Genomic DNA, 26,103 nt, shown 5'->3' on the forward strand with positions numbered 1-26,103 from the left:
GGGCTTGACCCGGCCATCCAGGATCTTGATTTTTTGAGAAAAGTTGCGCGGGACGAGCCCGCGCATGATCGGGTGGCGGGAGCGCGCTTTCGGGGCGCTCCCCGGGACAAGGCGCGGCCGATCACGGCTGGTTACGAAATCCGCACCGCGGGTACGGAATTCCTTCGCCATGGTTTGACGCGGCCGCCGGTTTGCGGCCAAATCCACGGCTTCCCCGAGAAGCCAGGGCGGCAGTCGCCCTCGCAGGGGGAAGTCTGGAGCCCAGGCCCGTGATCCCCGCCCTGATGCCCACCTACAACCGTGCCGACCTCGCCTTCGAGCGGGGCGAGGGCGCTTGGCTGTGGACGGTGGATGGGCGACGATTCCTCGATTTCGGCGCGGGCATCGCCACGACCTCGGTCGGCCACGGCAACCCGCATCTGGTGCAGGCCATCGCCGAGCAGGCGGCCAAGGTGATGCACACCTCGAACCTCTACCGCATCCCGCAGGCGGAAACGCTGGCGGCGCGGCTGGTGGAGACGAGCTTCGCCGACAGCGTCTTCTTCGCCAATTCCGGCGCCGAGGCGAATGAGGGGATGATCAAGGCGGTCCGCAAATACCAGGCGGAGAACGGCCACCCTGAGCGCTTCGTGACCATCTGCTTCGAGGGCGCCTTCCACGGCCGCACCCTGGCGACCCTGGCCGCCACCGGCAACGAGAAGTACCTGGCCGGTTTCGGCCCGCCGGTGCAGGGCTTCAGGCATGTGCCCTTCGGCAACATGAACGCGCTCCGCGACGCCATCGACGGCACCACCGCTGCGGTGCTGATCGAGCCGATCCAGGGCGAGGGCGGGGTGCGCCCGGCCAATCTGCAATTCCTCCGCGACCTGCGCGCCGCCTGCGACGAGTTCGGCATCCTGCTGGCGCTGGACGAGGTGCAGACCGGCATGGGCCGCTCCGGCAAGCTCTGGGCCCATCAATGGGCCGGGATCGAGCCGGATGTCATGTCCTCGGCCAAGGGAATCGGCGGCGGCTTCCCGCTCGGCGCCATCCTGGCCAAGGAGAAGGTCGCCAAATACCTGAAGCCCGGCACCCATGGCAGCACCTATGGCGGCAATCCGCTGGCCTGCGCCGCCGGCAATGCGGTGCTGGACGTGATCCTCGCCCCCGGCTTCCTCGATGGCGTGGATCGTGTGGCGCGGCACCTGTGGCGCGGCCTGCAGGGCCTCGCCCAGCGCCACCCGAAGGTGGTGGAAGGCGTGCAGGGCGCCGGGCTGCTGCTCGGCCTCCGGCTCAACCCCGAGGTCGCCAATGGCGACATGCAGAACGCCGCGGCGGCCGAAGGCCTGCTGACCGTGGCCGCCGGCATGAACGTGCTGCGGGTGGCGCCGCCCCTGGTGATCACCGAGGCCGAGGCCGATGAGGCGATCCGCCTGCTCGACCGCGCCTGCCTTCGGTGCACTCCGGGAGCGGAGAAGGCAGCGGCGCAATGAGCCCATTGGCGGCCGTCGAGACCGATGCGGGGGGGGTAACTCCCCCCCGCCACTTCCTTGAACTCATGGACATCAAGCCGGCGGTGCTGCGCCGCATGCTCGACCTCGGCGCAAGGGCCAAGCGTGGCGAGGTCGCCGGCAAGCCGCTGGCCGGCAAGACCGTGGCGCTGATCTTCGAGAAGCCCTCCACCCGCACCCGCGTCTCCTTCGAGGTCGGCATCCGCCAGCTCGGCGGCGATGCCATTGTGCTGTCGTCGAAGGACATGCAGCTTGGCCGGGGGGAAAGCCCGGCGGACACCGCCCGGGTGCTGTCGCGCTACGTCGATGCCATCATGCTGCGCACCGACAATGTGGCGAAGATCCGTGAGCTGGCGCACTACGCCACGGTGCCGGTCATCAACGGCCTGACCGATGTATCGCACCCCTGCCAGCTGATGGCCGATGTGATGACCTTCGAGGAGCATTGCGGCCCGATCGCCGGGCAGGTCATCGCCTGGACCGGCGACGGCAACAACGTGGCGCAGAGCTTCATCCAGGCCGCGGCCCGGTTCGGCTTCACCCTGCGCCTGGCGACCCCGCCGGAACTCGCCCCGCCGGCCCGGCTGGTGGACTGGGCGCGGGCCGAGGGGGCGAGGATCGAGCTGACCACCGACCCGGTGGCTGCGGTGCAGGGCGCCCGCTGCGTCGTCACCGATACCTGGGTCTCCATGTCGGACGAGACCGAGGGCCAGAAGGCCAGCCGCCACAACCTGCTGGCGCCCTACCAGCTGAACGAGGCGCTGCTGCGCCAGGCGGCGCCGAACGCCATCGTCATGCACTGCCTGCCGGCGCACCGCGGCGAGGAGATCACCGAGGCGGTGATGGACGGACCGCAATCGGTGGTGTTCGACGAGGCGGAGAACCGGCTGCACGCCCAGAAGGGCGTGCTGCTCTGGGCGCTCGGAGCCGGATAGCCGCCCCGGCCGCTGGCCGGGAATGGCAGGCATTCGGCTGACGGGTGTGCGGCGGGATCGTGGGCGCCTATCTATGCCCGCAGTCCCTCCAAGGTTTTTTCGTCTTGCCCGATCCGACCCAGCCCTCCGCCACGCCGGATTTCCTGCAGCATGACCGCCCGCCGGTGCCCGATATCGTGGTGCCGCGCGGCCTGCTGCCCTTCCACCTGCACCAGAAGCCGGTGCGCGGCCGGCTGATCCGGCTCGGCCCGCTGGCCGATGCCCTGCTCGGCCGGCATGACAACCACCCCGCCGTCACCCGCCTTACCGGTCAGGCGCTGGCGCTGACGGCTGGCCTCGCCGGGGCGCTGAAGTACCGCGGCAGCTTCTCCCTCCAGGCCAAGGGCGACGGTCCGGTGCCGATGCTGCTGGCCGATTGCACCGATGCCGGGGCGCTGCGCGGCTACGCCAGGGCGGAACCGGAGGCGCTGCGGGCGGCGCTGGTGGAGGCCGAGGCGCCGGAAGCCGGGGCGTTGCTCGGCAAGGGCTATCTGGCCTTCACCTGCGACCAGGGCCCGGAAATGGAACGCTATCAGGGCATCGTCTCGATCGAGGGCGCCAGCCTGGCAGAGATGACGGACCACTACTTCCGCACCTCCGAACAGCTTCGCACCCATGTCCGGCTGGCCTGCGACCTGACCCCGAATGGCTGGCGCGCCAGCGCCTTCATCATGGAGCGGGTCGCCGGCGAGGGCGGCATCGACCCCGACCTGGATCAGGAGGCGCAGGAGGAGGCCTGGCGCACCGCCCTGGCGCTGGCCGGCACCCTGACCGATGCCGAGCTGCTGGACGATGCGCTCGCCTCGCCGCAACTGCTGCACCGGCTGTTCCATGCCGAGGGGCTGGCGCTCGACCGGCCGCGGGCGCTGTCCTACGGCTGCCGCTGCTCCCGCGCCCGGCTGGCCGGGGTGCTGCAGGGCTTCCCGCCGGATGACCTCGACCACATGGCGGAGGATGACGGGGTCATCACCATGACCTGCGAGTTCTGCAACCTGGGCTTCCGCTTCGACCGGGGCGAGATTCGCGGGCAAATTCCGGGGTAGCGCGAGACGCGCCCTGGCCGTTACCCTCGCCTCCGCATCGTTCCAGCGCTGGAGCCCCCTCATGCCGCGCCGGCGTACCCTGCTGCTGCTGCCCATCCTCGCCACCGCCTGCGCCAACCGGGATCCGGTTCCGGTGCCGCCAGTGCCGATCGGCTATCGCCACCTGATTCCGCTGCCGCTGAACGTCGCCAGCATCGAGATTGCGGAGGTGGTGCCCGTGCCGCCGCCCGGCGACATCGGCGCCCGGCTCTCGCCCACCCCGGCGGAGGCGGTGCGGATCATGGGGCGGGACCGGCTGCTGCCGGTCGGCACCGAGGGCAAGGGCGTATTCACCGTCACCACCGCCTCCCTGGTCCAGGGGCGGGAGGCGCTGTCCTGCCTGATCGCCTGCCGGCTGGAGGTGCTGTCGCCGATGGGCAGCCGGCTTGGCATCGTCGAGGCGCAGAGCCGCCGCGGGGTGAACGGGCCGGATGCAACCCGGCCGCGCGCCGATGAGGCGCTGCTGCGGCAGACGCTTGACGACCTGAACGTGGAATTCGAGTTCCAGGTGCGGCGGAGCCTGAGGGATTGGCTGTCCACCATAGCGCCGAACCCGGACGGCACCATCCCGGCACCCGGCCCGGCGCCGGTGACGCGGGAGGAGTTGCCGCGGACCTGACCCTGCCCCGAGAAGGAGTGGAACGATGCCGATCACCTTGTCCAGCCCGCCAACCGTCCATGCGCCCGGCGCCTATTCCCATGCCGCGCTGGTGACCGGCGCCACCGAGCGGCTGGTGCTGTCCGGCCAGGTCGGCACCAGGCCGGATGGGACGGTGGTGGAGGATGCGGCGGCGCAGATCGACCAGGCGCTGGCCAATATCGCGGCCATTCTGGCGGCGCATGGCATGTCCCAGGCCAATCTGGTGAAAATGACGGTTTTCCTGACCGACCCGGCGCTGATCGGCGCCTGGCGCAGCGCGCGGGCCGCCTGGCTCGGCGGCCACCGGCCGGCCAGCACGCTGCTGGTGGTCGCCGGCCTCGCCGACCCGCGCTTCAAGGTGGAGATCGAGGCGGAGGCGGCGGGCCCGGTCTGACCGCCGCCTTCAGGCGCTACGGGAGGCGGACAACGCGCCGGTCCAGTGAATCGGCGTGGCGCCTCAGACCAGCGGCACAAAGCTTCCTATCATGCCGGGCGCCCGAAGGGACGCCACGCCAAGTAGCGCGTAGCCAAGCTTCGCGGAGCAAACCGCCCGGCGATTGAGGCGGCGGTTGATCGGTCACGATCAACCGCCGTTCGCGTCAGTGCAGCCGGGCGCTGCGTGGACGGCGCGGAGCGGACTGACCAGGCACGGGCGCCTCTGCCGGCCCCGGCATCATCGCCGCGGCCAGGGCGGCGTGACGCGCGGCTTCGGTCGCTCCGAGCCGCAGGCACTCCGCCTCGACATAGGACAGCATCAGGCGAAGCGCCGCCTGGTCGACGGTTTCAGCTTCAACTTCGACGGCCTTCGGCACGGCGCGCATCCTGCGGCTCCGGCTAACGTGATCGGTGTGCACACATACTCTTGAGCTTGCGGCAGGAGCAAGTCGGAAGTCGTTGCATTTGCATAAAACCTCATTGGGAAGCCCAGGAATTACCTGGGCTTCGCCTAATGGGCGTGATGCTTCGGCGACGCTTTCCAGTCCTGCGTTCGGCCCGCTGATGATCAATTTACCTGTTGCCGATGATCACGTGCATATCGGTTCCATTTTATCACCTTGAGTTGTTCAGAACCGCTCCACCCAGGGTCGGACCTCGATCTCCCAGGACCAGGCGCTGCGCGGCTGGCGGATCAGGTGCAGGTAGGTCTCGGCGATCGCGTCCGGGTCCAGCAGCGTCGCTTCGCCGCTCTCCGGCCGCCGGGCGCTGCGGATGCCGCCGTCGATGACGATGTGGGCGACATGGACGCCCTTCGGATGGAGTTCCCGCGCCGCGGACTGGGCCAGCCCGCGCAGGGCGAATTTGCCCATCGCGAAGGGCGCGCTCATCGGGTAGCCCTTCACCCCGGCGCTGGCGCCGGTCAGCAGGATGGTGCCGCGCCCGGCCGGCTCCATCCGCCGCACCGCCTCCCGCACCGCGAGGAAGGCGCCGAAGGCGCAGACCTGCAGGCTTTTCTGCACCTCCGCCGGGTCGAGTTCGGCAATCGGGCCGCGGGTGCGGTAGCTGGGGTTGTAGACCACCACCTCGGCATCGCCCTCGGCGGCGAAGAGCGCGGCGATCTCGGCCGCATCGGCGGCATCGGTCTGGTGAGTGGTGGCGCCGGTCTCGGCGGCGAGCGCCGCGAGCTTCCCGGGGTTACGGGCGGCAAGGGCCACGCCATAGCCCTCCCGCGACAGCAGCCGGGCGAGGGAGGCGGAAAGCCCGTCCCCCGCGCCGATGATGAGAGCCTTGGCCATCGGATGCACCTCCTGGCGCTGATCCTGTCGCCTTGCCGAGCCGCCGGACAGGCGGGCCCACTGCCGCCGATCGCGTCATGGTCGATGCGGTTGTCCGCAGGCACCTGCAAGCCCAGGCCGGGCCTGGGGACGCCCGTCCCCCAGGGCTCGGGGACAGCGCCCCCGATTTTCCGCCCCTCAGACCACCTCCACCAACACCGCCATCCCCTGCCCGCCACCCGCGCAGGCCCCGGCGACGCCGCGCTTCAGCCCGCGACGCTTGAGTTCCAGCAGCAGCGAATACACGCAGCGCACGCCTGTCGCCGCCAGCGGGTGACCGAAGGCGATGGCGCCGCCATTCACATTGAAGCGGTCGTGCGGCACGCCGAGGGTCCGGCGCACCGCCTCGGCCTGGGCGCCAAAGGCTTCGTTGATCTCGAACAGGTCGATGTCCCGCGCTGTCAGGCCGAAGCGCTGCAGCAGCGCCAGCGCCGCCGGCACCGGGCCGATGCCCATCACCTCCGGCGGCACGCCCGCCGAGGCGGCGCCCAGTACCTTGCCGAGCGGCGCCACACCGGTGCCGGCCGCCGCCGCCGCGTTGGTCACCACCACCGCCGCCGCGCCATCGACGATGGCGCTGCTGTTGCCGCCGGTTTGCACTCCGCCGAACACCGGCTTCAGCTTGGCCAGCACCTCCAGCGGGGTCGGGCGGATGTGGCTGTCGGCGCTGACCTCCCCGGCTTTGCGGGCCAGCGTCATGCGGCGGGGCTTCATCCCCTCCGCCTCGAACACCGCGTCACTGATCGGCGCGATCTCCTCGGCGAAGCGGCCGGCCGCCTGTGCGGCAATCGCGCGGGAGAAGCTTTCGGCGGCGTAGGCGTCGGTTTCCTCGCGGCTGATGTGGTGCAGCCGGGCCAGGTTCTCCGCCGTGCCGCCCATCGCCGTGCCGCAGCCGGAATCGAGCAGACTCTCCCAGAGGAAATCCTTGAACTCCACCTGGCCCAGCGGGAAGCCACCGCGATGGGTGTAGGCGGCGATCGGCGCCCGGCTCATGCTCTCCGTGCCCACCGCCAGCACCGCCTCCGCCTGGCCGGTGCTGGTGGCGCGGGCGGCCTGGGCGATGGCCTCGAAGCCGGTGGTGCAGAGCCGCTGCACCCCATGCGCCGGGCGGTCGTTCCGCATCCCGGCATAGAGGCCGATGTGCCGGGCGAAGAACAAGCTGTCGAAGCTCGCCTGGGTGCAATTGCCGGCGATGGTGGCGCCCAGCCGGCCGCCCTCGATGCCGGCGCGCGCCAACGCGGCGCGGGCGGCATGGATGCCGAGGTCGGTCGGCGAGACCGGGGCCAGCGCGCCGTTGTAGTCGACGAAGGGGGTGCGGGCGCCGCCGGCGATGGTAGCATCGGCGAAGGCTTCGACCAGGGCGCCTGCGGCGTAGCGGGTCCAGTCGGGGGTCTCGGTGATCGGCAGGGCGTCTGGCATGGCGTCGCGTTCCTTATCGTTCAGTCCTGGCATCGACAGGTGCAGCATGGCACGGAGCGGACAGGGGTGGGAGGCGGCGATGATCGGCTTGCCGGACGGGCGTCGGCTGGAGGCGCAATGGTGGGGCCCGGGGCCGGAGGCCGCGCCGAGCCTGGTGCTGCTGCACCAGGGGCTCGGCAGCGTTTCGTTCTGGGGCGAATTCCCGGCCCGGCTGGCGGCGGCCACCGGTTGCGGCGTGCTGGCCTACTCTCGCCTCGGCTACGGCCAGTCGGACCCGCGGCCGCTGCCCTGGCAGCCGGGCTATTTGCATGACGAGGCGCAGATAGTGCTGCCGCGGCTGCTGGATGCGGCGGGGGTACGGCGCTGCGTGCTGCTCGGCCATTCCGACGGCGGCTCCATCGCTGCGATCCATGCCGGCACGGTGGAGGACGCGCGGGTGCGCGGCGCCGTGCTGCTGGCCCCGCATTTCATCGTCGAGGAGATCACCCGCGCCGGGGTGCAGGTGGCGCGGGCGCGGTGGGAGGCGAGCGGGCGGATGCGGGAGCGGCTGGCGCCGCATCACCGAGACCCGGACCTGGCCTTCCACGGCTGGAACGACGCCTGGCTCGATCCCGGCTTCGCCGATGGCTTCGACCTGCGGCCGGAGTTGGCCGCGCTGCGGGTGCCGCTGCTGATCATCCAGGGCGAGGCCGACATCTACGGCACGCCCGAGCAGCTCCGCATCGCCGAGCGCGCCGCTCCGGCGCTGGTGGAGACGCTGCTGTTGCCTGGGATCGGCCATGCGCCGCAGGAGGAGGCGCCGGAGGCGGTGCTGGCGGCGGTGCGGGGATTCCTCGCCAAGGTGCTGCCGCCCGGGCCAGGCTGAGTCAGCCTTCCCGCTGCGCCGCCGCGACCAGCGCGCCGATCGCCCAGCGCTTCACCGCCCGTGCCTCCTCCGGGTCCAGTTGCAGCACGTCCCGGAACACCACCATTGCCTCGGTGCCGACGAGGAAGGCCACCGCCTTGGCCAGCCGGTCGAGCGCCGCCGGCGCGAACGCCCCTCGGCTTGGCTCCAGCGCCATCTCGATCAGCGGCGAGCGCCGGTTCTGCCGCTTCGGCACCCCGTCATCCGCATCCTTCAGGCCGCGTTGCAGGGAATGCGCCAGCATCATCCGCAGCGCCGCCTCATTGGCGAGGGACATGTCGTGCAGCGCCCCATCGACCCGGTCGAGCCGCGCGGCCGGGTCGTCCGGGGCATCGCGGAAGATCGCCTCGGTGTCCGGGACGGCGAGGTCGAGCGCCGCCTCCAGCAGCAGCGCCTCGACATTCGGGAAGTAGCGGTAGGCGGTCGCGCGCGAGACCAGCGCCGCCTCGGCGATCTCCTCGAGGCTTGGCGAGCGCCCTTCCTGCATCAGCCGCGCCGCGGCCTGGAGCAGGTCCTTGCGGGTTCGCCGCTTCTGGTTCGGCCGTCCCGGCCGCCCGGCATCCGCCATCCTCAATCCTGCGGCAGTTGGCGGATGATGGCGGCGAGGTCGATCCAGACATTCTCCCGCCGGATATTGCCGTCGCCGGCGAATTCCATGACGTGCAGCAGGCGGAATTCCAGCGGGCGGCCACGGCCTTCGAGACCGAAGGGCCGGCCGGGCGCCTTGCCGCGCCAGAGCGATTCATCGACCAGGAAATCCTCGCCGTAGAGCCGCTTCAGGCATTCGACCCGGCCGTCGGACAGGTCGGCGAACAGGCTCTCGTAGAAGGGGCGGGCACCGTCGCGGCCATGGGTCGGCCCGGTGGGCATGCCAACGATGTCGTGCTCCACCTCGGGCGACAGCGTGGCCAGCACGCCCTCCACGTCGTCCCTCGCCTCGAAGCCGAAATGCTCATCGAGCTTATGGTCCATCTGCTCGCGGGTCAGTGCCATGGTTGTCCCTCCTCCTGCACCCGTTGCAACGGGTGCAGGAGCAAGTTAATGAGATTCACGTCTCATGGCAACATGAAAATCTTAGATCAGGCCGGCAGCGCCGCCGCTGACAGCTCCAGCGATGCCAACAGCCGTCGCACGCGGTCGAACCGCGGATCCGGCTCGCCGGCGTAGCGGAAGGTGCCGCTGGCCCGGAGCACCGGCGCGCCATCCGCCGTCACCAAGCATTGGCCAAAGACGGTGCTGCGGGTCACCTTCAGTACCTCCGGCCGCGCCTCCAGCCAGGCACCGATGCGGGCCGGTGCGATGAAGTCGGTGGCCAGGGTGATGGTGGTCAGGAAGCGGCTGAGCTTCGCCACATGATTGCAGCCGCCGGTCAGCACGATGTCGGCGAAGGCCACCAGCATGCCGCCATGGCAGAGTTCCACCGGGTTGCAGTGCCGCAGCTCCACCCGGAAGCCATAGGCGATGCCCTCGCCCGCCGGGTCCGGCCGAACCCAGAATGGCCCGACCAGATGGTTGAACACCGGCAGGGCGTGGTCGGGCAGGCGCAGCCAGCCCTCCGGGGCCGCGTCGCCCGCGCCGTCGTCCGGCATCAACGCAGCGCCGCCGCGGTGCGCTGGCGCAGCTCCGCCAGCAGCTTCGCCGGCCCGCCGTCGCGCAGGATGGCGGTGAATTCGGCGCGACGGCTGGCCAGCTCGCTGATCGTGCCGGTCAGGTAGATGTCGACGATCCGCCAGCCGCCGCCCGCTTGGCGCAGCAGATAGTTCAACTGCACCGGCGCATCATTCGGCCGCACCAGCCGGGTGCGCACCAGCCGGTCGCCATTGGCCAGCGGGCTTTCGCCCAGGGTCTCGAAACGCTCGCCGGAATACCCGTCGAAGCGGTCGGCATAGGTGGCGATGGACCAGTCGGCGAAGGCGGTGGCCAGCGCCTGCTGCTGGTCGGGGCTCATGCCGGTCCAGGCCGGGCCGATGGCGATTCGCGCCATGGCCGGCAGGTTGAAGGCCGCCTCCATCACCGGTCGCAGCCGCGCCTCCCGCCCGCGCGCTCCAAGTGTGCGGGCGTTGCGCATGAGCTCCAGCAGGGTGGCGTGGAAGCCTTCCACCACCGGCACCTGGGCGGCGGCGGGCCGGGCGGTTGACAGGGCGATCAGGGAAAGGCCGATAAGGCCGCGACGCGTCAGCATGACAGCGCCATAACATGGGGCCAATCGGCCGGCGATGCCGGGTTCGTTACACAAGCTTCGACCAGCAATGTCGCGACGCTGCATCGCGGCGCGAAACTCCCCAGGAGACCCATGCCAGAACGCGTGATGCTTACCGGCGGCACCGGCTTCCTCGGCTCGGCCATCGCCCTGGCGCTGCAAGCCGAAGGACATGCGGTGCGGGCCCTGGTGCGCCCCGGCACGCCGCGCGAGGTGTTGGCCGGGCTGCCGGTGGAGTTCATCCCCGGCGACCTGACCGATGCCGGCTCCATTGCCACCGCTGTCGCGGGCTGCGATTCCGTCATCCATTGCGCCGCCGATTATCGCATCTTCGTGCCCGATCCGGCCCGGATGACGGCGGTGAACGTCGCCGGGACCGAGGCGGTGATGCGCGCCGCGCTGAAGGCTGGCTGCCGCCGCGTGGTCCATGTCTCCTCCGTCGCCACGCTGAAGCCGAGCGCCAACGGGCTGCCGGCGACCGAGGCGGATGCGGCACTGCCCGAGGAATGCATCGGTCCCTACAAGCGCAGCAAGACCGAGGCGGAGCAGCTGGTGATCCGGCTGGTGGAGGAAGCGGGATTGCCGGCGGTGATCGTCAACCCCTCCACCCCCATCGGCCCGCGCGACCGGCGGCCGACGCCGACCGGCCGGATCATCCTGGAAGCGGCGCGGGGGCGGATGCCGGCCTATCTGCCGACCGGGCTGAACCTGGTGCATGTCGACGACGTGGCGCGCAGCTGCGTCGTGGCGCTCACCCGGGGCACCATCGGCAAGCGGCACATCCTCGGCGGCCAGGACGTGCCGCTGGCCGAGCTGCTGGCCCGCATCGCCAACATCTTCGGCCGTCGCCGGCCGATCCGGCTGCCGCGGACGCCGCTCTGGCCGTTGGCGCTGCTGACCGAAGGCTTCGGCCGGCTGACCGGGCGGGAGCCGATGCTGACCATCGACGGGCTGCGCATGGCCGGCACGCCGATGTATTTCTCCTCGGCCAAGTCGGAGCGGATGCTGGGCCACCGGGCGCGGCCCTGGCAGGAAGCGGTGGGCGACGCCATCGCCTGGTTCCGCGAGCAGGGGATGCTGCGATGAGCTTCGCCCTGGCCGTTGCCTTCGCCGCCTGCCTCGCCTGGGCGGTGCTGCTGCTCGGCCGCGGCTTCTTCTGGCTGGCCCGCGACGACGACCGCGATGCCCCCTTGCTGCCGGAGCCGGCGCAATGGCCGGCGGTGGCCGCGGTGGTGCCGGCGCGGGACGAGGCCGGGACGATCGCCGAGACGGTGCGTTCGCTGCTGGCCCAGGACTACCCCGGCGACCTCCGGCTGGTGGTGGTGGACGACCGCTCCACCGACGGCACCGGCGCCCTGGCGCTGGCCGCCGCCGCGGGCGACCCCCGCCTCATGGTCGTGCGGGGGGAGGCGCGGCCGGCAGGCTGGACCGGCAAGCTCTGGGCCTTGCAGCAGGGCCTGGCGGCGGTGGGGCCCGAGGCCGGATACCTGCTGTTCACCGATGCCGACATCCGCCACGCGCCGGACAGCCTGCGGCGGCTGGTGCAGCGGGCGACCGGCGCCTCGCCCCACCTCGTGCTGGTCTCGCTGATGGCCCGGCTGCGCTGCGCCAGCCCGGCCGAGCGCTGGCTGATCCCGGCCTTCATCTTCTTCTTCCAAATGCTCTACCCCTTCCGCTGGGCGCGCGATCCGGCCGCCCGCACCGCCGCCGCGGCCGGCGGCTGCGTGCTGCTGGACCGTGCCGCCTTCGACCGCGCCGGAGGTCTCGCGCCGATCCGTGGTGCGCTGATCGACGATTGCGCCCTGGCGGCGCGGATGAAGGCGGTGGGGCCGATCTGGGTCGGGCTGACCGAGCGGGTGGAGAGCCTCCGCCCCTATGCAGGGGCCGGGCCGATCCGACGGATGGTGGCGCGCACCGCCTATGCCCAGCTCGGCTACCGGCCGGAGGCGCTGTTGGGAATGCTGCTGGCGCTGGCGCTGGTGTTCCTGGCGCCGCCGGTGCTGGCGCTGCTGGCCTCGGGCGCGGCGCAGGCGCTGGGGGTGCTGGCCTGGATGGCGATGGCGCTGGGCTTCGCGCCCACCCTCCGCCGTTTCGGCCTCTCGCCGCTGCGCGGGCTGGCGTTGCCGGGAATTGCCCTGGCCTACATGGCCTTCACCCTGGATTCCGCCCTGGCGGAATGGCGCGGCCAAGGCGGGATGTGGAAGGGCGAAGCCGGTCCGCGTGCGGATCGAGCCACAGGGCCGCATTAATCCTGCAACACCTGCCCCGGGATGCCTTCGCAACTGCGAGGCAAAGCCCTATTCGGTACATGCGGTGGAATTTGCCCGGCTCCTGGCTGGGTGCCGATGGGGGATTGCTGGTTTTGTCGCTGATTCAGAATCTCGGCGAGACGGCGCTGCCGCCGGAGCTTGCGGATACCGGCCTGCCGGAGACATCGCGCCTCGCCACCGACCTGGCCATCGACCGCGCGGTGGAGCACCTGCTCGCCCGCCAGCGCCCGGATGGCCATTGGGTGTTCGAGCTGGAGGCGGATGCCACCATCCCCGCCGAATACGTCATGCTCCGCCGCTTCTTCGCCCGGCCCGATGCGGCGCGGGAGGCACGGATCGGCCGTTACCTGCGCCGCCTCCAGAGCGAGCAGGCGGCTAATTGCAACGGTGGCTGGCCGCTGTTCCACGGCGGGCCGATCGACATCTCCTGCTCGGTGAAGGCGTATTTCGCCCTGCGGCTGATCGGCGACCCGGAGGAGGCGCCGCACATGCTGCGCGCCCGCGACGCCATCCTGGAGGCTGGCGGGGCGGAGCGGAGCAACGTCTTCACCCGTTCCACCCTGGCGCTGTTCGGCGAGGTGCCCTGGCGCGCCGTGCCGGTCATGCCGCCCGAGATCTGCCTGCTGCCGCGGCGCTTTCCCTTCCACCTCTCGAAGGTCAGCTACTGGGCGCGCACCGTGCTGGTGCCGCTGACCGTGGTCATGGCGCGGCGGCCGAAGCCGCTGGCGCCGACCGGCGTCTCGCTGCGCGCGCTGTTCCGCACCCCGCCGGAGCAGGTCCGCCGCTGGCCCGGCGGCGACCATGCGGCGGAGCCGTGGAAGACCCTGTTCGGCGCGCTCGACCGGGTGCTGCAGCCGACCCATGGGCTGGTCCCGGCCGCTGTCCGAGCCCGCGCCGAGGCCCGCGCCGAAGCCTTCGTGACCGAACGGCTGAACGGCGAGGACGGGCTCGGCGCCATCTACCCGGCGATGGCCAATGCCATCCTGATGTACCACTGCCTCGGCGTGCCGGAAGACGACCCGCGCCTCGTCACCGCCTGGTCGGCGGTGGAGAAGCTGGTGCAGGACCGGCCGGAGGCGGATGAAACCTACGTTCAGCCCTGCCTTTCCCCGGTCTGGGACACCGCCCTCGTCTCCCATGCCCTACTTGAGGCCGGCGGCGGGGAGGCGGAGGGCGCGGCGCGGCGCGGCCTCGACTGGCTGCTGGACCGCCAGGTGACCGACATGGTCGGCGACTGGGCCGAGACGCGGCCGGATGTGCGGCCCGGCGGCTGGGCCTTCCAGTACGCCAACCCGCACTACCCGGATGTGGACGACACCGCGGTGGTGGTGCTCGCCCTCGACCGCGCCGCCCGGCAGACCGGCGCGGCCGACCCGCGCACCCCGCAGGCGATCGACCGCGCCACCGAATGGATCCTCGGCATGCAGTCGAAGGGCGGCGGCTGGGGCGCCTTCGAGGCCGACAACACGCACCATCACCTGAACAGCATCCCCTTCGCCGACCATGGCGCGCTGCTGGACCCGCCGACCGTCGATGTCTCCGCCCGCTGCCTCGGCATGCTGGCGCAGCTCGGCCACGCACCGGGCAGCGCGGCGATGCGCCAGGCGGTGGACTACCTGCTTGCGGAGCAGGAGGAGAACGGCGCCTGGTACGGCCGCTGGGGCGTCAATTACGTCTACGGCACCTGGTCGGCCCTCACCGCGCTGAATGCCGCCGGGCTGTCGCCGGACCATCCGGCGATGCGCCGCGCCGTCGCCTGGCTGGTCGCGACGCAGAATCCGGATGGCGGTTGGGGCGAGACCGGCGACAGCTATCCACGCCGCGGCGGCACCCGCCCCGATCCAGACATGCGGCGCGGGCCGAGCACCGCCAGCCAGACCGCCTGGGCGCTGCTGGCGCTGATGGCCGCCGGCGCGACCGAGACGACGGCGGTGGAACGCGGCGCGGCCTGGCTGCTGCAGCACCAGGGCGAGGATGGCGGCTGGCCGGAGCCGGACACCACCGGCACCGGCTTTCCCCGGGTCTTCTACCTGCGCTACCACGGTTATGCGCGACTGTTCCCGCTCTGGGCGCTTGCCCGGCTGCGCAACCTCCGGCGCAGCAACCTGAAGCGGGTGCAGCACGGGTTGTGATGCGCCGGGCGCGCGGGGCGCATTGAAGGTGTGACTTTGGGCACGCGGCATGTGGCCGGCGTGCCGCATCCGGCCTTCTTCCAGCGCCAGCGATGGTCTAGTGTGCATCGCAGCAAAGGAGGCGCCGCGATGAATCCCTCCTCGGTCCTCGCCGTGGTCGGCATGCAATCCGAGGCGAAACTGCTGCCGCCGGGCATGCCGGTGGTGGTCAGCGGCGGCGATCCGGTGCGGCTGCGCGCGCTGCTGCGCCAGGTGCCGGAAGGGATCGGCGCGGTGCTGAGCTTCGGCATCGCTGGCGGCCTGGATCCCGATTTGCTGTGCGGTGATCTGGTGGTGGCGACGCGGGTGCGCGGCCCTGGCGGGGCCTATGCGGCGCATCTGGGCTGGTCGGCGGCGCTGGCGCGGGCCTGCGGGGCCCGGCTTGGCATGGTCGCGGGGGCGCCGGCGGTGGTCGGCGAGCCGGCCCGCAAGCGGGCGCTGCGGGCGGCGACCGGAGCGATGGTGGTGGACCTTGAGACCGAAGCGGCGGCTGCCTTCGCCGCCCGGCTCGGTTTGCCTTTCGCGGCGCTGCGCGCGGTGGCCGACACCGCTGAGGAAGTGCTGCCGCATGCCGCCGCGGTCGGGCTGACGCCGGACGGGCGGCCGGCCGCCGGGCGGGTGGCGATGGCGCTGCTGCGCAAGCCGAACGAGCTGCCGACGCTGCTGGCGGTGGCGAAGCGCAGCCGGGCGGCGCTGCTCGCCCTCGGCAGCGCGACGCGGCGGGTGAACGGGGTGCTGGCGCCGGCGGCCTAAGGGGCTGCCGAGACGCGAAGGGCAAGAGGCTTTGTCCCTTGGGCGCCGATTTCAGGGAAGTTGGGCCGCCCTCAAGCCCTCGCTGGGGATGGCAAGCCACTCCAGACCCAGCCTGAGTTTCGGACCTGCCGGTTGCACCTGCGGGATCGGGCAATACCCCGAAGCGTCCTTCCAACCTGTACATCCAAACCCATGCCGGGCCTGGAGGGCGCGTTCCCCCGGAAGGGAGGGGCAGCGCCCCCGAACCCGACTCTTCGGCTCTACCGAATACCTCTCAAAGCCAATGCCTACCGCGTGGCCCGACGACTAATGCGACCTACTCCGCCGCAACCTGTGGCGTCTGGCCGGACCCACCGTGCTTGGCGCCGCGCTTCGGCGGCTGGTGCGGCATCTCGGCCATCGCCTTCTCGACATGCCGGCTGAACACGTATTCCGCCGGGCGCTGACGGGTCAGGTCGATCTCCGGCGCCATCGCGCCCTCGGTCAGCGGCCCGCGCAGCTGCACCGCCAGCGCCTTCCAGGGGCGCTTCACCGCATCGACCACCGCGGTTGCCTCGAAGCCCGAGTGCACCATGCAGTCGGCGCATTTCTCGTAATTGCCGGTGCCGTACTTGTCCCAGTCGGTCTCTTCCATCAACTCGGTGAAGGTCTTGGCGTAGCCCTCGCCGAGCAGGTAGCAGGGCCGCTGCCAGCCGAAGATGTTGCGCGTCGGGTTGCCCCAGGGCGTGCAATGGTAGGTCTGGTTGCCGGCAAGGAAATCGAGGAACAGCGGCGAGTTGCCGAGCTTCCACCCCTTGCCCTTGCCGCGCGCGAAGATGCCGCGGAACAGCTCCTTGGTCTTGCGCCGGTTGAGGAAATGCTGCTGGTCCGGCGCCCGCTCATAGGCATAGCCGGGCGAGACCATGATGGCGTCGACGCCCATCTCGGTGACGCTGTCGAAGAACTTCGCCATGCGCTCCGGCTCGGCGTTGTTGAACAGCGTGGCGTTGATGGCGACGCGGAAGCCGCGCGCCTTGGCATCGCGCAGCGCGGCGACGGCGCGGTCGTAGACGCCGGTCTGCGACACCGCCCAGTCGTGCTGGTCCTTGTCGCCATCCAGGTGGATGTCCCAGGTGAAGCGCGGATGCGGCTTGTACTGCCCGATCCGCTTCTCCAGCAGCAGGGCGTTGGTGCAGAGGATGATGATCTTGCCGCGCGCCAGGATCTTCTCGACGATCTCCGGCATCTCCTTGTGCAGCAGCGGCTCCCCGCCCGCGATGGCGACGACCGGCGCGCCGCATTCATCGACCGCATCGAGGCATTCCTGCACCGAGAGGCGCTTGTTCAGGATGGCGTCGGGGTAGTCGATCTTGCCGCAGCCGGCGCAGGCCAGGTTGCACTTGAACAGCGGCTCCAGCATCAGCACCAGCGGGTAGCGCTTCCGCCCGGCCAGATGCTGCCGCAGGATGTAGGCGCCGACCTTGATCTGCTGCCGCAGCGGGATACCCATACGCCCTTCGCTCCTCAACTCGCCGCGCTGGCTTCCGGTTCGACCAGCGCCGCGGGCAGCTTGAACTGCACATCCTCGATGATGCCCGGCAGGGTGGAGACCTCGATCGGGCCGAGCCGCCCGAGCGCCGCGATCACCTCCTGCACCAGGCTTTCCGGTGCCGAGGCGCCGGCGGTGATCCCGACCGTCTCGACACCGCGCAACCACTCCGGCTGCACCGCGCCGGCGTCCGGGATCAGGTAGCAGGGCACCCCTTCCTCCGAGCCGATCTCCTGCAGCCGGTTGGAATTGGAACTGTTGGCCGAACCTACAACCAGCAGCAGCTCGACCTGCCGTGCCAATGCGCGGACGGAGGATTGCCGATTTTGCGTGGCATAGCAGATGTCCCGCGTATCAGGCCCGACAATATCCGTGAAGCGCTGCCGCAGCGCCTCGATCACTGCCCGCGTGTCATCGACCGAGAGCGTGGTCTGGGTGACATAGGCGATCGGCCGGTCGGCCGGCAGGGGCAGTCGGGCGACCGCATCGGCGGTGTCGACCAGATGCACCTCTCCGGGGATCTGGCCGAGGGTGCCCTCCACCTCCGGATGGCCGGCATGGCCGATCAGCACCACCGTCCGGCCCTGCGCCAGGTAGCGTCGGCCTTCGGCGTGCACCTTGGAGACCAGTGGGCAGGTCGCGTCCAGCACCGGCAGGCCCAGCGCCGCGGCATGCTGCTCCACCGCGCGGGAGACGCCATGGGCGCTGAACACGGTGACCGCGCCCGGCGGCACCTCGTCCAGCTCCTCGACGAAGCGGGCGCCCTTGGCTTCCAGCGACTGGACGACGCGGCGGTTGTGCACGATCTCATGGCGGACGAAGACCGGAGCGCCGAATTTCTCCAGCGCCCGTTCGACGATGTCCACCGCCCGCACGACGCCGGCGCAGAACCCCCTTGGCTGCGCGAGTATGATCCGCATCGGCCCGTCCCCTGGATTGACGCCCTCATGGCATCGGTCCAGACCCCCCGGACCGAATCGTTTCGCATCGCAGTATCTTGCGCAGCATAAGTTTTGCTGCACCTTGCCGCCCTGTTGCAACAGGGAGTGGCGTAGAGCTGCCCGTTCCCTGGCCGCGTGGCGCCATCCAGAAGGAGTTCGGCTTGTCCCTGCACCGCCTCTTGCGCCGCAGCCTGCTCGGCGCCACGGCGATTCTTCTGGCACCGCGCCCCGCCGCCGCACATGCGGTGGTGGTGACCTCGGAACCGGCGGCAGGCGCCGCGCTGGCGGCACTGCCGCCGGCCGTGACCGTTCGTTTCAACAGCCGCATCGACCACGCCCGCAGCCGGCTGACCCTGGTGGCACCGGCCGGCACCCAGTCCGTGCTGGAACTGGCCCCGGACACCGAGCCGACGGTGCTGGAAGCCGGCGTGCCGTCCCGGCTGGCGCCGCAGCCCGGTGCCTGGCGGCTGCGCTGGCAGGTGCTGGCGATCGACGGCCACATCACCCGTGGCGACGTCCCCTTCACCATCGCCGCCCCCTGACAGCGGCCGATGGAACAGCTTCTCGACCTCTACGGCTTCGTCAGCGTGCTGCTGCAGGTGGCCGAGCTGGTGGCGCGCACCACCCTGCTGGGCGGCGTGGCCTTCTGGCTGCTGGTTGGCTTGCCGCTGGCGCCGTTGATGCCGCCAAGTGATGCGGCGCGGCTCAGGGCGCTGGCGCGGTGGGCGGTGGTAGTTTCCGCCTGCGGCGGCATCGCTGCGACCCTGACGGCCAGCGGGCTCGGCATCGCCGCATTGGCGGCGACGCTCGACGCCTCCCCCGCCTTGCTGCTCGGCGCCGATTTCATCGTCGCGGCGGGGCTGTCGCTGCTGGCCCAGGCGGTGCTGCTGGCCCTGGCGCTGCCGCGCGGCGTGCCGGGGCCGGCGCGGCAGGCGGCGCTGGGGCTCGGTGCGCTGGCGCTGCTCGGTGCGGTCACCGCCGGCAGCCATGCCATTGCGCGGGAAGAAGGCCGGACCATGCTGCTGGCCGCCACCGGGCTGCACCAGGCGGGCGCGAGCTTCTGGCTCGGCGGCCTGCCCGGGCTGCTCGGCGCGCTGCGGCTGACCCCGGCCTCGGCGCGGCTGGTCGGGCGGCGCTACTCCTGGCTGGCGGCGTTCGGCGTCGGGCTGATCCTGCTCGGCGTCGGCGGCTTCTGGCTGGGCTACATCGGCGAGGCGGAGGCGGTCTACGGCACCGCCTATGGCGCCATGGCGGCCACCAAGCTGGTGCTGCTGGTGCTGCTGCTGGCGCTGGGGGCGGGAAATTTCCTGCTGCTGCACCGGCTGCAGGCGAAGCCGGACGGGCTGGCCTGGGTCCGCCGCTTCGTCGAGGCGGAGATGGCGATGGGGCTGGCGGTGCTGGCCGTCGCCGCCTCCCTCACCTCGGTCCCGCCGGCGGCCGACCTGCCGGACGACCGGGTCACCTGGGCCGAGATCACCGAGCGCTTCACCCCCGCCTGGCCACGCTTCTCCTCCCCGAGCCACGAGGATCTGGCGATCCCCTCGCTGCAGGCGGAGCTCGACAGCGAATGGCAGCAGCGCCAAGCGGCGCAGCGGCCGCAGGCCTATACCCCGGGCGAGGGGCTGCTGCCGCCGCGCAACGCCCAGGATATCGCCTGGAGCGAGTACAACCACCATTGGGCCGGGGTGATGGTGCTTCTGGTGGCGCTGGCGGCGCTGCTGGACGCGACCGGGCGGGTGCCGCTGGCGCGGCATTGGCCGCTGGTCTTTCTCGGCCTGGCCGGCTTCATCCTGCTCCGCTCGGACCCCGAGGCTTGGCCGCTCGGCGAGATCGGGCTGGTGGAAAGCCTGCGCGACCCGGAGGTGGTGCAGCACAAGCTGGCCGCGCTGCTGGTGGTGGGCTTCGCCATTGCCGAATGGTGGGTGCGGCTGTCGCGCGACCGTCGCGGGCAGCGCCCGAGCCGGCTGCGCTTCGTCTTCCCCTCCGCCATGCTGGCCGGCGGCGTGCTGCTGCTGGCGCATACCCATGCGATCTCCAACCAGAAGGAAGCCCTGCTGGTGGAGCTGTCGCACCTGCCGCTGGCGGTGCTGGCGGTGGTCGGCGGCTGCGCCCGCTTCGCCGAGCTGCGCGGGCCGGAACCGCTGGCGCGCAGCGCGCGCTGGATCTGGCCCGGGGCGCTGGCACTGATTGGGTTGTTGCTGATCCTTTATCGTGAAGCCTGAACGACGCTCCGCCGCCACCATCGCCGCCGCCCTCGTCGGCTTCAGCATCCGCTGGCCGCGGCTGGTGCTGCTGCTGTCGCTGCTGCTCGGTGCCTGGTCCTGCTGGGTGGTCGCCACCCGCTTCGCCATGGACACCGATGTGGTGCACCTCTTCCCCTCGGATCTGCCCTGGCGGCAGACCGAGCGGGCGATGGATGCCGCCTTCCCGCAGCGTGCCGACGTCATTGCCGTGGTGGTGGATGGCGTGACGCCTGATGTCGCCGACCGCGCCGCCACCGCGCTGGCCAAGGCGCTGGAGGGGCGGCCGGCACTGTTCCGCGGCGTCAGCCGGCCGGATGCCGACCCATTCTTCCGCCGCAACGCTCTGCTGTTCCTCGCGGAAGACGAGGTCCGTAGCGCGACCGAACGGATCATCGCCGCCCAGCCCATGCTGGGGACCTTGGCCGCCGATCCCAGCCTGCGCGGCATCGCCCGTACCCTCGAATTGCTGGCCGAGGGGCTGAAGCGCGGCGAGGCCGATCCGGCGGTGGTGCGCCCGGCACTGGCGGAGCTGACCTCGGCGGCGGAGGCCGCGGCGGCCGGCCGCATCGCGCCGCTCGATTGGGCCGCCCTCTTCACCGGCCGCCCGGCCGACCCGCTGGCGCTGCGGCGCTTCATCCTGCTGCGGCCGGTACCGGATTACGCCGCGCTGGCCCCCATCGCCGAAGCCATCGACGCGGTGCGGGCCGAGGCCGCGCGGCTTGGCCTGACGCCGGAGCACGGCGTGCGGGTGCGCCTCACCGGCGACCTGGTGATGGGCGACGAGGAATTCTCCACCGTCTTCGGCGGCGCCATCGCCGAGAACATCCTGTCGCTGCTCTCGGTGGCGCTGCTGCTCTGGCTTGGCCTCAGATCCGGCCGGCTGATCTTCCCCATCCTCGGCACGCTGGTGCTCGGCCTGCCGATCACCGCCGCCTTCGGGCTGCTGGCGGTCGGGCCGTTCAACCCGCTGTCGATCGCCTTCGCGGTCCTGTTCATCGGCTTCGGGGTCGATTTCGGCATCCAGTACGCGGTCTGCCTGCGCGAGCAGCGCCACCTGATGCAGGACCAGCCGCTGCCGGCGGCCCTCGTCGCCGCGGCGAGGACGGCGGGGGAGGGGATCGCGCTGGCGGCGCTGGCGCTCGGCGCCGGCTTTCTGGCCTTCCTGCCGACCGACTACCGCGGCCTGTCGGAACTGGGGCTGATCGCCGCCGCGGGCATGCTGATCGCGGTGACCATCAGCCTGACGACCTTGCCCGCCTGGCTGGTCTTCACCCGACCGAAGCCGGAGCCGGAAGGGGTGGGCTACGCCATGCTGGCGCCGCTCGACCGCTTCCTTACCCGGCAGGCGCGCAGCGTCACCGCGGCGGCGGTGCTGCTCGGCCTCGGCTGCGCCGCGCTGCTGCCGCTGCTGCGCTTCGATTCCAACCCGCTCAACCTGCGCAACCCGAACACCGAGGCGGTCTCCACCTTCCGCGAGCTGATGCGGCAGCGGGAGACCACGCCGAACACCCTGCAGGTCTTGGCCCCCGACCTGCCCGCGGCCGAGGCGCTGGCGGGGCGGCTGGCGGCGCTGCCGGAGGTCGCCGGCACCCTGACCCTGGCCAGCTTCGTGCCGGAGGCGCAGGCGCCGAAGCTGGCGCTGATCCGCGACGCCGCCGACCTGCTCGGCCCGACCCTTGATCCGCCGCTGACCGAGCCGCCGCCGACCGATGCCGAGGCGGCCGCGGCGCTCGGTCGTGCCGCCACCGCGCTGCGCCCGGTTGCCGAACCGCTTGCCGCGGCGCTCGCCCGTCTGGCCGAAGGCCCGCCCGAGGGCCGCGCGCGGCTGGCCGCGGCGGTGCTGCCCGGCCTCGCCGATACGCTGGCAACCCTGCGGCTGGCGCTGCAGGCGGCGCCGGTCGGCCTTGCCGATTTGCCGGACAGCCTCCGCGCCGACTGGATCGGCCGCGACGGGCGCTACCGGGTGGAGATCCAGCCGGCCGACCTCTCCGACAGCACCGAGGCCATGGCCCGCTTCGCCGGCGCAGTGCAGGCGGTGGCGCCGCAGGCGACCGGCACCGCGATCTCGGTCCAGGCCAGCTCCGCCACCATCCGGCAGGCCTTCCTTCACGCCGGGCTCATCGCCACCGGGCTGACGGTGCTGCTGCTGCTGGTGACCCTGCGTTCGCTGCGGCTGGCGCTGCTGGCAATGGCGCCGCTGGCGCTGGCCGGGCTGCTGACCCTGGTGACCTGCATCGCCATCGGCATGCCGCTGAATCTGGCCAATATCATCGCCCTTCCGCTGCTGTTCGCGCAGGGGGTGGCGTTCGACATCTACTACGTCGCGGCCTGGCGGCACGGGCAACGGTCGCTGCTGCCCTCATCGCTGACCCGGGCGGTGCTCTACAGCGCGCTGACCAACGGCACCGCCTTCGGCACCCTGGCCCTCTCCGGCCACCCTGGCACCGCCAGCATGGGCGTGCTGCTGGCCATGAGTCTGCTCTACGCGCTGGTGACGGTGATGCTGACCCTGCCAGCGTTGCTGCCGTTGTTCGCGGGGTCGCGGGGAATGAAATAATAGGACATTCCAGGTGCTTTGCCCCTGGAGCCCGTTGGGGCCGAGGCCCGGCCCCCGCCATAAGCAGGAGATCCCAAGGGGTACTCCTGGACCCAGGCCGGGGGGCCAGGGGGACGCTGGTCTCCCCAGCGGGAGGTCGAAGGCGGAGCCCTCAATCCATTATTCTGGTTTGCTTGGCATTTCTGGATGCCACCCATGGGGATACGCAACCCGCTGCTTGCCCCCGCCGCGGCGTTGGCGCTACGCAACAGCGTGTTCCTCCCCCTCCTCGATCGGCTGAGCGCCCTGTCCTGGTGGCGCCAGCTCCTGGTTGCCTTCGGGCTTGGCCTGTTCTCGGCGCTGGCCTTGCCGCCGGTGCATGCGGTGCCGGTGCTGCTGGTTTCCATCCTCGGTCTGGTGGCGCTGGCGGCGGCGGCGCCGTCCTGGCGGCGGGCGGGGTGGATCGGCTTCGCCTGGGGCTGGGGGCATCACCTCGCGGGCATCTACTGGGTGACCCATGCGATCCTGACTGATGTCGCCACCTTCTGGTGGCTGGTGCCGCTGGCGGCGCCAGGGCTGGCGATCCCGCTGGCGCTGTCCGTGGTGCCGCCGGTGCTGGTGGCGCGTGCCCTGCCGCCGGGCTGGCCGCGGCTGCTGGGCTTCGCCGGCGCCTGGGTGCTGGCCGAGCTGGCCCGTGGGGTGGCCTTCACCGGCTTCCCCTGGAACCTGATCGGCACGGTCTGGGCCTTCGCCGCCCTGCCGGTGCAGGCCGCCTCGCTGGTCGGGGTGCACGGGCTGTCGCTGGCGACCCTGCTGCTGGCCGGCCTGCCGCTGCTGCGCGGCTGGCGGCCCTGGGCGGGTGGGGCGCTGGCGCTGGCGGCGCTGGCCGGCTTCGGCGCTTGGCGGCTCAACATGCCCCTGCCGCCCGACCAGGCGGTGCAGATCGTGCTGGTGCAGGGCAATGTCGGGCAGGAGGTGAAATGGCGGCCGGAGCAGCGCCTGCCGATCTTCCAGCGCTATCTGGAGCTGACCGCCACCGCCGCCCGCCAGGTGCCGCCCGGTACCACCGTCGCGGTGATCTGGCCGGAGACCGCCAGCCCGTTCCTGCTCGCCCAGGACCCCGAGGCCCGCCGCCTCGCCGCCGAGGCGTTGCCACCGGATGCGTTGCTGCTGGGCGGCACGGTGCGGGCCGAATGGCGGCCGGATGGCACGCTCGACCGGCTGTTCAACAGCCTGGCGGTGCTAGACCCGGCCGGCCGGGTGCTGACAGTGTATGACAAGGCCCACCTCGTGCCCTTCGGCGAGTACATGCCGCTGGCCGGGCTCATCCCGATCCGCATGGTAACGGGCGGGATGGATTTCTCCGCCGGACCAGGACCGGTGGAGCTTGCCCCGTCCGGCCTGCCGCCCTTCGGCGCGCTGATCTGCTATGAGGTGATCTTCCCTGGCGCCGTCACCCCGGTGCCCCGGCCGGATTGGCTGGTGAACATCACCAACGACGCCTGGTTCGGCCATTCCGCCGGACCCTGGCAGCATCTGGCGGCGGCCCGGCTACGCGCGGTGGAGGAAGGGCTGCCGCTGGCCCGGGCGGCGCAGACCGGCATTTCCGTCCTGTTCGATGCGCGTGGGGAGCGGCGGCTGATGCTGCCGCTCGGGGCCACCGGCACCTTGTCCGGGCCGCTGCCCGGGGCGCTGCCGCCGACCCTTTTCGCACGCGTCGGTGTGGCGTTGCCGGCGGCGCTGGCACTGGTATGCCTCGTCCTGGCGGTGCTGGCAGGCCGGTGCGGCGGGCGGCGTGTGCAGCAACCGATTGACTTGGTTTAGTAAAATTTCCGTGATGTAACTGGTTGTATCTGCTCCTGCCACGCCGCTCGCCCCGCGAGTGCAATCTTTATTGAGAAATCTCAAAAGTATTGACGCTTCCCTAACGCTCTCGTAGAAGAGGCGCAGCGCGAGACGCCAGACGGATCACGGGTCAAGGTGAACGTCGGGCATCTCTCCGGTTGGTGATCGTCGGCGCTTTCAAGCAGGCCGACACGCAGGTGGGATGGTCGGCGATGGCAAGTGGAGAAGGCGTGGACCGCAGCGAGCGCGAGCATCGGCCAAGTCCCATTGATGTACATGTCGGAGGTCGGGTCCGCCTGCGCCGTACCCTGCTCGGAATGAGTCAGGAAAAACTGGGCGATGCCCTCGGCCTGACCTTCCAGCAGGTACAGAAATACGAACGCGGGGTGAATCGCATCGGCGCCAGCCGGCTGTTCGACCTGGCGCGGGTGCTTGATGTACCGATCGGCTTCTTCTTCGACGACATGCCGGACGCCCTCGGCGGCAGCATGAACACGGTACGCCGCGCCATCGGCTTCGCCGAGCAGCAGGATGGTTTCGAGGACGACACCCTGCACCGGCGGGAGACGCTGGAACTGGTGCGTGCCTACTACCGCATTACCGATACCTCGGTCCGCAAGCGGGTCTTCGAGCTCATCAAGAGCCTGACCCCGACCGATTGACCGGGTCGCCGCCCGCGAAAGCGGGCGGTCGCCGATGGCCAGGGCTTCTGGGTTGCCGCCGGCTGGCATGATTCGCGCGATTCGTCCCGAACGGCCAGTTGATTGCCGATCGACTCAACCGAAGCGCGATCCCGGAACGGAACTCACCCGTCTTCCCGGAGCTGCGGATTGTCGAAAGCCGGCTCCCGCCACCGCCGCAGCGCTGCCCCGAGGGCAGCGGCAAGATCACGTTTCTGCGCTTCGCCGAGCAGCTGGCCCACCTCAATCGCCTCGCCGCGCCGCTCCAGCACCAGCAGGCTGACGCGGCCGGGCCGTTCCTCCAGCCGCAGCCGGGCCCAGTAGGGGTCGAGCGAGAATTCCCGCTGCCGGCCTCGCGCATCGGTGCGGCGGATGGTCAGGCTGCCCTCGGTCAACAGCAGCACCTCCATCGACCGCTGCGACCAGCGCCGGTGCAGGCTGACAAGGAACAGCACCAGCCCTGCTTCGATCCCGGCGAAGCCGAGGACCGGCCAGGCGCCAAGCGCCAGGAACAGCCCGCCGGTCGCCGCCGCGCCGCCCAGCAGAGCGACGCTCAGCATCACCATGCCGCGCCGCCCGAGGCTGCGGGCGGGCGTGCAGATCGCTTCGAACAGGACCGGCCCGGTACGAGATGACATGCGACCGCTGATCTAGG

At 71.2% G+C, this 26,103-nt stretch carries 25 protein-coding genes; 15 read left to right on the top strand and 10 right to left on the bottom strand.

Annotated elements, in window-relative coordinates:
- The first annotated feature begins 269 nt into the window (after positions 1-269).
- The 5 genes from H7965_RS03760 to H7965_RS03780 all read left to right on the top strand — a co-directional run bounded on the left by H7965_RS03760 (position 270) and on the right by H7965_RS03780 (position 4,580).
- Complete coding sequence (locus H7965_RS03760) at positions 270-1,472, top strand: aspartate aminotransferase family protein (RefSeq protein WP_186769203.1); 1,203 nt, start codon at positions 270-272, stop codon at positions 1,470-1,472.
- A complete protein-coding gene (gene argF / locus H7965_RS03765) occupies positions 1,469-2,425 on the top strand; it encodes an ornithine carbamoyltransferase (RefSeq protein ID WP_186769204.1) in 957 nt (318 codons plus the stop codon). Before H7965_RS03760 ends, argF begins: the two co-directional genes overlap by 4 nt.
- 104 nt (positions 2,426-2,529) lie before the next feature.
- On the top strand, positions 2,530-3,507 hold the full coding sequence (gene hslO / locus H7965_RS03770) for an Hsp33 family molecular chaperone HslO (RefSeq protein ID WP_186769205.1): 978 nt from the start codon (positions 2,530-2,532) through the stop codon (positions 3,505-3,507).
- Between the two features lie 61 nt (positions 3,508-3,568).
- Positions 3,569-4,165, top strand: a complete 597-nt coding sequence (locus H7965_RS03775; RefSeq protein ID WP_186769206.1) for a hypothetical protein — start codon at positions 3,569-3,571, stop codon at positions 4,163-4,165.
- Between the two features lie 25 nt (positions 4,166-4,190).
- The gene (locus H7965_RS03780) at positions 4,191-4,580 is read left to right on the top strand and encodes a RidA family protein (RefSeq protein WP_186769207.1); all 390 of its coding nucleotides are present in this window, start codon (positions 4,191-4,193) and stop codon (positions 4,578-4,580) included.
- Between the two features lie 205 nt (positions 4,581-4,785).
- On the opposite strand, the gene H7965_RS03785 is transcribed toward H7965_RS03780, so the two are convergent.
- The 3 genes from H7965_RS03785 to H7965_RS03795 all read right to left on the bottom strand — a co-directional run bounded on the left by H7965_RS03785 (position 4,786) and on the right by H7965_RS03795 (position 7,377).
- Positions 4,786-4,998 (bottom strand): hypothetical protein, encoded by a 213-nt coding sequence (locus H7965_RS03785; protein ID WP_186769208.1) that lies wholly within the window; start codon positions 4,996-4,998, stop codon positions 4,786-4,788.
- A gap of 252 nt (positions 4,999-5,250) precedes the next feature.
- The gene (locus H7965_RS03790; protein ID WP_186769209.1) at positions 5,251-5,919 is read right to left on the bottom strand and encodes an SDR family NAD(P)-dependent oxidoreductase; all 669 of its coding nucleotides are present in this window, start codon (positions 5,917-5,919) and stop codon (positions 5,251-5,253) included.
- A 177-nt stretch (positions 5,920-6,096) separates the two neighbouring features.
- Positions 6,097-7,377, bottom strand: a complete 1,281-nt coding sequence (locus tag H7965_RS03795; RefSeq protein ID WP_186769210.1) for a thiolase family protein — start codon at positions 7,375-7,377, stop codon at positions 6,097-6,099.
- A 79-nt stretch (positions 7,378-7,456) separates the two neighbouring features.
- Here H7965_RS03795 and H7965_RS03800 point away from each other — a divergent pair, with 79 nt between their 5' ends.
- Positions 7,457-8,242: an alpha/beta fold hydrolase gene (locus tag H7965_RS03800; RefSeq protein ID WP_186769211.1), complete on the top strand. Its 786-nt coding sequence runs from the start codon at positions 7,457-7,459 to the stop codon at positions 8,240-8,242.
- A 1-nt stretch (position 8,243) separates the two neighbouring features.
- On the opposite strand, the gene H7965_RS03805 is transcribed toward H7965_RS03800, so the two are convergent.
- The 4 genes from H7965_RS03805 to H7965_RS03820 all read right to left on the bottom strand — a co-directional run bounded on the left by H7965_RS03805 (position 8,244) and on the right by H7965_RS03820 (position 10,463).
- Positions 8,244-8,849: a TetR/AcrR family transcriptional regulator gene (locus tag H7965_RS03805; RefSeq protein WP_186769212.1), complete on the bottom strand. Its 606-nt coding sequence runs from the start codon at positions 8,847-8,849 to the stop codon at positions 8,244-8,246.
- Positions 8,850-8,851: 2 nt separating this feature from the next.
- Entirely contained in the window at positions 8,852-9,274 is a 423-nt protein-coding gene (locus H7965_RS03810; RefSeq protein ID WP_186769213.1) for an ester cyclase, read from the bottom strand.
- A gap of 86 nt (positions 9,275-9,360) precedes the next feature.
- A complete protein-coding gene (locus tag H7965_RS03815; protein WP_186769214.1) occupies positions 9,361-9,870 on the bottom strand; it encodes a PaaI family thioesterase in 510 nt (169 codons plus the stop codon).
- Positions 9,870-10,463 carry an ABC transporter substrate-binding protein gene (locus H7965_RS03820; protein ID WP_186769215.1) on the bottom strand — a complete coding sequence of 198 codons (594 nt, stop codon included), beginning with the start codon at positions 10,461-10,463 and terminating at the stop codon, positions 9,870-9,872. Before H7965_RS03820 ends, H7965_RS03815 begins: the two co-directional genes overlap by 1 nt.
- Positions 10,464-10,574: 111 nt before the next feature.
- Between H7965_RS03820 and hpnA the strand changes: the two genes are divergently transcribed.
- The 4 genes from hpnA to H7965_RS03840 all read left to right on the top strand — a co-directional run bounded on the left by hpnA (position 10,575) and on the right by H7965_RS03840 (position 15,675).
- Positions 10,575-11,567 (top strand): hopanoid-associated sugar epimerase, encoded by a 993-nt coding sequence (gene hpnA, locus H7965_RS03825; protein WP_186769216.1) that lies wholly within the window; start codon positions 10,575-10,577, stop codon positions 11,565-11,567.
- Positions 11,564-12,730 carry a glycosyltransferase gene (locus tag H7965_RS03830; protein WP_186769217.1) on the top strand — a complete coding sequence of 389 codons (1,167 nt, stop codon included), beginning with the start codon at positions 11,564-11,566 and terminating at the stop codon, positions 12,728-12,730. The genes hpnA and H7965_RS03830 overlap by 4 nt, the downstream gene beginning before the upstream one ends.
- Positions 12,731-12,849: 119 nt before the next feature.
- Positions 12,850-14,883, top strand: coding sequence for a squalene--hopene cyclase (gene shc, locus H7965_RS03835; RefSeq protein WP_456308115.1), 2,034 nt, complete (start codon positions 12,850-12,852; stop codon positions 14,881-14,883).
- 129 nt (positions 14,884-15,012) lie between these two features.
- On the top strand, positions 15,013-15,675 hold the full coding sequence (locus H7965_RS03840) for a phosphorylase family protein (RefSeq protein ID WP_186769219.1): 663 nt from the start codon (positions 15,013-15,015) through the stop codon (positions 15,673-15,675).
- Between the two features lie 316 nt (positions 15,676-15,991).
- Here H7965_RS03840 and hpnH read toward each other — a convergent pair whose 3' ends face one another.
- Entirely contained in the window at positions 15,992-17,164 is a 1,173-nt protein-coding gene (gene hpnH, locus H7965_RS03845; RefSeq protein WP_186769220.1) for an adenosyl-hopene transferase HpnH, read from the bottom strand.
- Between the two features lie 14 nt (positions 17,165-17,178).
- Complete coding sequence (gene ispH, locus H7965_RS03850) at positions 17,179-18,123, bottom strand: 4-hydroxy-3-methylbut-2-enyl diphosphate reductase (protein WP_186769221.1); 945 nt, start codon at positions 18,121-18,123, stop codon at positions 17,179-17,181.
- A 182-nt stretch (positions 18,124-18,305) separates the two neighbouring features.
- Between ispH and H7965_RS03855 the strand changes: the two genes are divergently transcribed.
- The 5 genes from H7965_RS03855 to H7965_RS03875 all read left to right on the top strand — a co-directional run bounded on the left by H7965_RS03855 (position 18,306) and on the right by H7965_RS03875 (position 25,430).
- On the top strand, positions 18,306-18,686 hold the full coding sequence (locus H7965_RS03855) for a copper resistance CopC family protein (protein ID WP_222440454.1): 381 nt from the start codon (positions 18,306-18,308) through the stop codon (positions 18,684-18,686).
- A 9-nt stretch (positions 18,687-18,695) separates the two neighbouring features.
- Positions 18,696-20,366 (top strand): CopD family protein, encoded by a 1,671-nt coding sequence (locus H7965_RS03860; protein WP_186769222.1) that lies wholly within the window; start codon positions 18,696-18,698, stop codon positions 20,364-20,366.
- Complete coding sequence (locus H7965_RS03865) at positions 20,356-22,944, top strand: MMPL family transporter (RefSeq protein WP_186769223.1); 2,589 nt, start codon at positions 20,356-20,358, stop codon at positions 22,942-22,944. The genes H7965_RS03860 and H7965_RS03865 overlap by 11 nt, the downstream gene beginning before the upstream one ends.
- A 195-nt stretch (positions 22,945-23,139) precedes the next feature.
- Positions 23,140-24,747 (top strand): apolipoprotein N-acyltransferase, encoded by a 1,608-nt coding sequence (gene lnt, locus H7965_RS03870; RefSeq protein ID WP_186769224.1) that lies wholly within the window; start codon positions 23,140-23,142, stop codon positions 24,745-24,747.
- Between the two features lie 233 nt (positions 24,748-24,980).
- Positions 24,981-25,430 carry a helix-turn-helix domain-containing protein gene (locus tag H7965_RS03875; RefSeq protein ID WP_186769390.1) on the top strand — a complete coding sequence of 150 codons (450 nt, stop codon included), beginning with the start codon at positions 24,981-24,983 and terminating at the stop codon, positions 25,428-25,430.
- 143 nt (positions 25,431-25,573) lie between these two features.
- Here the strand turns inward: H7965_RS03875 and H7965_RS03880 are convergent, their stop codons facing one another.
- The gene (locus H7965_RS03880) at positions 25,574-26,086 is read right to left on the bottom strand and encodes a DUF2244 domain-containing protein (RefSeq protein ID WP_186769225.1); all 513 of its coding nucleotides are present in this window, start codon (positions 26,084-26,086) and stop codon (positions 25,574-25,576) included.
- Positions 26,087-26,103 lie beyond the last annotated feature (17 nt).

The sequence above is a fragment of the Siccirubricoccus deserti genome, from assembly GCF_014283215.1.
Classification (GTDB): Bacteria; Pseudomonadota; Alphaproteobacteria; order Acetobacterales; family Acetobacteraceae; genus Siccirubricoccus; species Siccirubricoccus deserti.